The sequence below is a fragment of the Westiellopsis prolifica IICB1 genome (assembly GCF_004323185.1).
GTDB classification, from domain to species: Bacteria; Cyanobacteriota; Cyanobacteriia; order Cyanobacteriales; family Nostocaceae; genus Pelatocladus; species Pelatocladus prolificus_A.
Map to the genome: position 1 here is coordinate 22,872 of NZ_NAPS01000004.1, position 8,162 is coordinate 31,033.

Genomic DNA, 8,162 nt, shown 5'->3' on the forward strand with positions numbered 1-8,162 from the left:
GCGGTCTGTTGGATAACTAGGATCTAAAGGTAGATAAGCTCCTCCTGCCTTTAAAATTCCTAGTAGTCCGACTACCATCTCAATTGAACGCTCAATAAAAATTCCCACTAATACTTCTGGTTCAACACCTTTTGCTTGCAAATAGTGAGCTAATTGATTGGCTTGTTCATTTAACTGTTGGTAGGTCAATTCTTGATCTACTCTCCGAGAAGCCGCGCAAGGCGCGTCTACAAAGATAACAGCTACTGCATCCGGGTTGCGCTCTACTTGTTCTTCAAATAGCTGATAGATTGATTTATCTTGAGGATAAGCAACTTCTGTGTTATTCCATTTTATTAGTAACTGATCCCGTTCTTCAGGAGTTAGTAAATTAATTTCTGATAATTGGCAATGAGGATTTTCAAGTACTGACTGAATGATTTGTAAAAAGTGACCGCTCATTCTGGCGATCGTCTGTTCTCGAAAAATATCTGTTTCGTACTCTATAATCAATCTCAAATTCTTACCATCTTCAAAAAAACTCCAACCTAAATCAAACTGGGCAGTTCGTGGTTGCAGAGGATATTCTTGATGTGCAAGTCCGGGAATTTTCATCACTGCTTTACTTTCTTGACTAAGCAGTGAAAACATGACATCGAATAACGGATTTCGTGATAAATCGCGTTCTAAATCGAGAGCAGATACTAATTTATCAAAAGGATAATTACTATATTCATAAGCATCGAGGCAAGTATTTGTTACTTGTACCAATGCTTCTTGAAAAGTTCCCGTTTCTGGGAGTAAAGTCCTTAAAGCTAGGGTGTTAACATAGAATCCAATTTGGTTTTCTAAATCTGGATGATTGCGTCCCGAAATAGGTATACCAATGACTAAATCACGCTGTCCAGTGTAACGGTAGAGTAATATTTTAAATAAAGTTAAGAGGGTAATAAATAGAGTTGTATGATTCTGACCAGCGAAAGAGCGTAATTTTTCACTCAGACTTTGACTGAAATCATAAGTATATACACCAGCTTGAGAAGATTTAAATTGGGGTCTGGGAAAGTCTGTGGGTAAATTCAGTATGGGAGGTTGTACAGCAAAGCGATCGCACCAATAATGGTGTTGTTCTTTGATCTCGTCACTTTCTAACCACTGATTTTGCCATGCAGCATAATCCTTATACTGCAATGATAGTGGAGGTAGGGCAGCAGTTTGTTGTTGCGTACAAGCAGAGTATAAAGTGACGAACTCTTGAAAAAGGATATCGAGCGATCGCGCATCCCCAATAATATGATGTATGGTCAAGCCAAACAAAAATTCTTCTGACTTGATCTGTATTAATAAAACTCGCATTAAAGGTAACTTCTCCAAATCAAAGCGCGAGTTTGCTGACTCTTGAATTAGTCTATCAGCTATGCTATCAGCATCTTTTTCTTCTCTTAAATCTTTAAAATTTATTAACTCTTCTGTAGATAAATTTTCATGCACTATTTGCTGAATGTTGCCTGCAACACTTGTAAAAGTAGTACGCAAAATTTCGTGGCGACTCACAAGTTGTTGAAAAGCTACGGTAAATGCCAAAATATCTAAGCTGCCATTAATTCTCATCGCCAGCCTAATATTATAAGCACTGGAATATTCACTTATGTGATGCAGAATCCACATCCGTCGTTGTGCGTGGGATACTTCATAATATTTTTGATTTGGTAGTGACTTGATCATTTTTATTGTCGTGATTTAATCAAAAGAGCTTGTGCTTTTAAAGTATTTTGAGTAAAAATTTCCCGCAATCGCAGTGTAACTCCAAAGTTGTTGCGGATGTGTGACACTAAGCGCATCGCCTTTAAACTATTTCCTCCTAATTCAAAAAATGACTGATTAGCATCACTCACATCTACCTCCAATAATTCATTCCAAATTGAGGCTAATAATACTTCTTGTTGATTCAAATTAGTAATTTTATTGCTAGTTTGAGAAATATTTGCTTCTGGTTTTGGTAGTGCTAGGCGATTTATTTTGCCATTTGGTAGTAACGGAAAATCTGCCAACTGCATCAAATAATTTGGCTGCATATAAATCGGTAATACTTGTTTTAATTGGTTGCTGATGTGTTGATAATTTATATTTTCATCGCCTTGGTAAAATGCAGTGACTGTCACTGATTCGTCCTGTTTGTGTGCAATTACCACTACTTTTTTCACACCATCAATACTAGCTAGTGCATCTTCAATTTCTGCTAACTCAATCCGCACTCCATTCAACTTTATTTGGTTATCACTGCGTCCTATTATCTCTACGGTCAAATCCGGTAGGAGTCGTCCCAAGTCTCCTGTGCGGTAAACTACATCAGTGCCATAATTCAAAGGATTAGGTACAAAAACGGAATTGGTTAAATTTTCATCTTGGTAATAACCTTTTGTTAAATAAGGTGACTTGACAAAAATTTCTCCCACTTCTCCTACAGCACAGGGACGAGTCCCATCAATGACTGCAAACGCCGCCTCTGGTAATGTTTTCCCCCCAGGAACTCGTGCATAAGTAATTTTATTCGGATCAGCAATCCTATGAAAATGTTTGACAAAAGTAGTTTCACTCGCTCCATAAATATTCACAAATTCTGTCTGAGAACCGAAAACTTGATGCCATTCACACAGTTCTTTAACAAATAAAGGTTCTCCCCCCAACACAAATACTCGTAAATTCTTGAGCAATTGGTCAGCATTGACTAAATTACGACCAATGTTTAAAAATAGGCGCATTACTGAAGGTACAGTATGCAGTAAGTTAATTTGCCATTCTCCTAATTTTAGTAATAAACGCTCCGAATCTTCCCGGTCTGTGCTATTGGGAATGTAAAGAGTTCCTCCAGAACATAAAGTAACAAGAGTTTCTCTAAGATAAGCATCAAAATTGATTTGTGCAATTTGCAGACAGCGCCAGTCTTGATTAATCCCAAATTCTTGCTTTTCCCAATTGATGAAGTGACGCAAACTACCATGACTACCAAGTATGGCTTTGGGTTCACCTGTTGACCCAGATGTAAACATAATATAGTTAGAATCATCAGCATCAGGCGTAATTAGAGCTTTTTCATCATTACTTACTACTACAGGCAACCATTCATATTTTGTGCCATCCCATTGATAGTATTCCTGAATTTCATGATTAATCACTACCAATATCTGAGGTGGTTTCGGTAGAATTGCTAATCGGGGTTTGACAATATTTAAATTTTCGTAATCAACCACTACAATAGTAGGGGATGTTTTGAGCATCATCCGTGAAAAGCGCTCTTCTGGCTCATCCAAACGCAGAGGTAAATAAATTCCCCCAGCTTTAAATACCGCTAGCATTGCTAATACTTGACGATAATCTCCTTCAAGCATTACCCCACAACTAGTATCTTTTTGAATTCCTAAAAATTTCAAGATACTAGCCCAAGAGTTAGTGATTATATCTAATTCTTGATAGCTAAATTCTCCTCCAGGATAAACAATTGATTTTTTATCGGGCGTAGCTTTTACTTGGTCGATAAAATCATGAATAATTGTGCGTTTTTCTAAGCGAGGAATTGGTTCGATAAATTTTTTAACGAAAGCTATTTCTGTTGGTGATAAAAGAGAAATTTCACAAATTGGCTGGTTAGGGTTGACAACCATCTCGGTCAGCAATTTGTCAAAATGACTTAAACATTTCTCCATCCTTTCTGCTTGAAATAAATCTGTATTGTAAATTAAATCTAACCTGAGTTCATCGTTGTGTTCACTAAACACAAAAGATAGATCAAATTTGCTAGTAGGCGTTAGCAAATCCAAAGATTCTATTTGTATTTCTTCTGTGACTCCAGGTTGATCAAAATTTTGCAGTAACACTAAAACATCAAACAATGGTGTACGATTAATTTCTCTGGAAATTGCTAGTTCTTCTACCAAAATATCAAATGGGTAATCAGCATGTTCAAATGCTTCAGTAACAGTTTTGCGAACTTTATTGAGCAGATTTTTATACCCTTGTTTTGGTTCTATTTGGTCACGGATAACTAGTGTATTTAGAAATAAACCGATTAAAGATTGTAGTTGAAGATGGTTGCGAGTAGCAATTTCTGTACCAATAGCAATATCGTGCTGACCACTATAGCGATAGAGTAATACTTTTACTGCTGCTGAGAGTGCCATAAACAAAGTGCTTTCTGTTTGTTGACAAATCCCTCGCAACTCAGAAACTAGTTCTGGTTTGAATGTCCAGCTTAGATGTGAACCATTGAAAGTCTTGATAGAAGGTCGTTGAAAATCTGTAGGTAAGTGAACACGGGGTATTTGCCCATTATCGAGCTTTTGTCGCCAATAATCTAAGTTTTTTCTATTATCTTCACTGCGTAAAATATGGGCTTGCCAGACTGCATAATCTTTATATTGTATAGGTAGTTTCTCTGGATTTGGTTGTAAGCCTTTAACAAAGTAATTGTAATAAGTTAAGCATTCTTTAGCTAATAAATCCATTGACCAGCCATCACAAATAATATGATGAATTTCTAGAAACAGAATATATTTTTGCTCTGATAGTTTATAAATATTAGACCGCAATAATGGGCTAATTTCTAAATTAAAAGGTTCTCTGTATTGTTGAATAATTTTTATGACCTGGCTTTCAGCATTAGGTTCGTGAGTCCAATCTTGAAATTTAATATGAAAATCAAAATTTGCAAGTATTCTTTGTCTCGGTTCACCATTGACTAATAAAAACGATGTTCGCAGAGATTCATGGCGAGCAATCAAAACCTGCATTGCTTTTTCAAAAGCACTAAAATCAAAGTTTCCTTCTAATTTTAATGCAGAAACAATATGGTAAGCCACATTGTTTATATCCATCTGTTGCAACACAAAGAAGCGTCTTTGTGCATGTGATGTTTCATAGGTTTCTTGCTGAGAAATATGAGGAATCAACGGAACAGTAATAGACGCACAAGCATTTAATAACTCTGCTTGTTCTGCAATTGTAGGGTGTGAAAAGACTTCTTTCAATTGAAAGGGAAGGGCTAGCTTTTCTTGAATTTGGCTGACTAGAGCAATTGCTTTGAGGCTGTGTCCTCCCAAATCAAAAAAGTTGTCATTGACTCCAATGTTGGAAACCTGTAGGACTTGTTGCCAAATGTTAGCCAAGATGCTTTCTGTTTGATTGCGTGGAGCTAAATAAGTTGATTCTACTATCGATGCCTCATCGGGTAGCGGTAATTTTTTGATGTCTATCTTACCACTAAGATTTAATGGTAAATCTGACAACATCACAAAGGCTGAAGGTATCATGTAAACTGGCAATTTTTTTTGTAAAAATTGACGCAGTTCGCTCTGTGTTAAGGAATTGTCTHTTCTGACTATATAAGCTACTAAGCGTTGGTTTTCAGAAGTATCAGTTCGCAAAACCACTACTGTTTGTTCAACATGGGGATGAGTATCTAAAACTGATTCAATYTCTCCTAACTCAATCCGTAAGCCGCGCAGTTTSACTTGATGATCAATGCGACCAAGATATTCAATATTTCCATCWGGYMGATAGCGAGCTAAATCTCCWGTTTTATATAATYTACCTTKRCCAAAGGGATTAGAAATAAAYTTTTGGTTAGTTAACTCTGGTTGATTGAGATAGCCACGAGCTAACTGCACACCCCCAATATGTAATTCTCCWRYAATGCCAATAGGAACTGGTTGCAGATATTGATCTAATATGTAAGTCTGAGTATTAGCAATGGGRCGACCAATRGGAATTACCTGATMATTAGASTGTGGTTGRSAYTGCCAAMAAGTRGYATMAAYYGYTGYTTCCGTWGGWCCGTAGAGATTATGTAATTCACAATCYAATCGCTCAAAAAATCGTTGAKTMAGTTCATAAGATAGTGYTTCTCCACCACAAAATACTCGCTTYARACAACKACAAMTTTCTAARTTTGRTTGTTGCAGAAAAACTCGCAACATYGAKGGRACAAAAAWTAYYTGTGTGACTTGTTGCTGAAAAATCAAATTTATCAAGTAAGCAATATCTTTATGACCTTCAGGTTTAGGAACTACTAGAGTACTTCCAGATGTTAAAGACCAGAAGATTTCCCACACTGAAACGTCAAAACTCAAAAGACCAATGTGGAGAATGCGTTGGCTTTGCCCACCGTAGGTATTGCCTGTTATAGTTGGGTAAGCATCGATTGTCCGCAATAAATTATTGCAAATACCTCTATGGATATTCATCACTCCCTTGGGCTTACCCGTAGAGCCAGAGGTATAAATCACATAAGCTAAATTTTCCGATGTCACCCAGTTGACAGCATTATCCTGACTATAATTAGCAATGATATGCCAATCGCTATCTAAACACACTACCTCAGCTTGATTTGCTGGTATAAAATCTACCAGAGATTGCTGAGTGAGTAAAATTGGCACTGCTGCATCGGAGATCATATGAGTCAAGCGGTCTGTTGGATAACTAGGATCTAAAGGTAGATAAGCTCCTCCTGCCTTTAAAATTCCTAGTAGTCCGACTACCATCTCAATTGAACGCTCAACAAAAATTCCTACCAATACTTCTGGTTCAACACCTTTTGTTCGCAAATAGTGAGCTAATTGATTGGCTTGTTCATTTAATTGTTGATAGGTTAATTTTTGATCTACTCTCCGAGAAGCCGCGCAAGGCGCGTCTACAAAGATAACAGCTACCGCATCAGGGTTGCGTTCTACTTGTTCTTCAAATAGCTGATGGATGCATTTATCTAAAGGATAGTTAGTGTGAGTATTGTTCCACTCTACTAATAACTGATGTCGTTCTACCTCTGTCAAGAGCGACAGATCAGCTACCTGCTGCTGGGGATTAGCGACAATGGCTGTTAACAAGGTCTGCAAATGGTCAGCCATCCGCACAATTGTATTGTTTGTAAAACGACTAGTATCGTAACTAAATTTTATGAGTAATTCTTTTTTGGGTATTGCTGCCACAGTCAAAGGATAGTTTGTCTGTTCAAAATTCTCTACCTTGCTGACTGATAATAATTGATTTGGGTCTTCTGACAAGCTATCCATAGGATAGTTCTCAAACACCACCAAACTTTCAAATAAGGGGACTCCTGGTGGTACATCACTCAGCCTTTGTACTTCCGCCAGAGTGCTATAAGCGTATTCTTGAAGTTCCGCTTGCTTTTGCTGTAATTTTTGTAGCCAAGGTATAATCAATTCTGAACTGGGGATGGATACTCGCAGTGGTAAAGTATTAATGAACAACCCCACCATGTTTTCTACTGCTGGCAAACTAGCAGGACGACCGGAAACTGTGACACCAAATAAAACTTCTGGCTCTCCACTATAGCGACTGAGTAATATAGCCCAAGCAGCTTGGAGCAAAGTTGATAAAGTCAGACCATATTGCAACCCCAAAGATTGTAAACCTTGAGTGGTAGCGCGAGATAAATTGATTTCCTGTTCTTGATAAGTTGGTTGTACCCCAGAACTATGCACCAGGGGTCTATCTACCATCAGTGGGGTAGGAGCAGTAAAGCCCTCAAGGGTTCGCCGCCAAAAATTTTTAGCCACAGACAAGTCTTGCTGCTTTAACCAGACAATATAGTCTTGGTAGGGACGAGGAGGAGGAAGATAGCAGCTTTGATCTTGATTTTCAGATTTATAGAAGGTTAAAACATCTTGATAAATGATGGGTAAGCTCCAACCATCTAATATAATATGATGCCGATTCCAAAGAAATTTATAGGTTTGGTCAGATAGCCGAATTAAATGACAGCGCATCAAAGGTGCTTGGTTGAGTTGAAACCCAGTTTGGCGCTCTGTTTGCAACAATGAATCTAGATGCTCTTGTTGCTCTTGAGGGGAAAAGTTACGCCAATCTTCATAGTTCCAAGGTAAATCCACCTGTTTTCGCACTATTTGTAGAGGCTGTTGGCGCTTCTCCCACAGAAAAAGAGTCCGCAACACCGAGTAGCGCTCTACAACTTTTTCCCAAGCTCGCTGAAAAGCAACAATGTTAATTGAGGCGGAAATGGTAATTAGAGTCTGGGTGCAATAAACTCCAGAGTCTGGAGTATATATGCTATGAAACAGCATCCCCTGTTGCATCCCAGAGAGAGGATAAATTAACTCTACATTTTTGCTTTTTTGAGATTTTTCGGCTACCATCGCGTTTTTTGTCCT

The 8,162-nt window shown here is 37.9% G+C and carries 1 protein-coding gene and 1 pseudogene; both read right to left on the minus strand.

Features of this window, described 5'->3' with window-relative positions:
* Positions 1–1,704 (minus strand): non-ribosomal peptide synthetase (locus tag B4U84_RS27545; RefSeq protein WP_165490375.1); only part of this gene is annotated, 1,704 nt, incomplete at its 3' end.
* Positions 1,705–1,706: 2 nt separating this feature from the next.
* Positions 1,707–8,147: pseudogene (locus tag B4U84_RS27550) on the minus strand (amino acid adenylation domain-containing protein).
* Between the last annotated feature and the right edge of the window lie 15 nt (positions 8,148–8,162).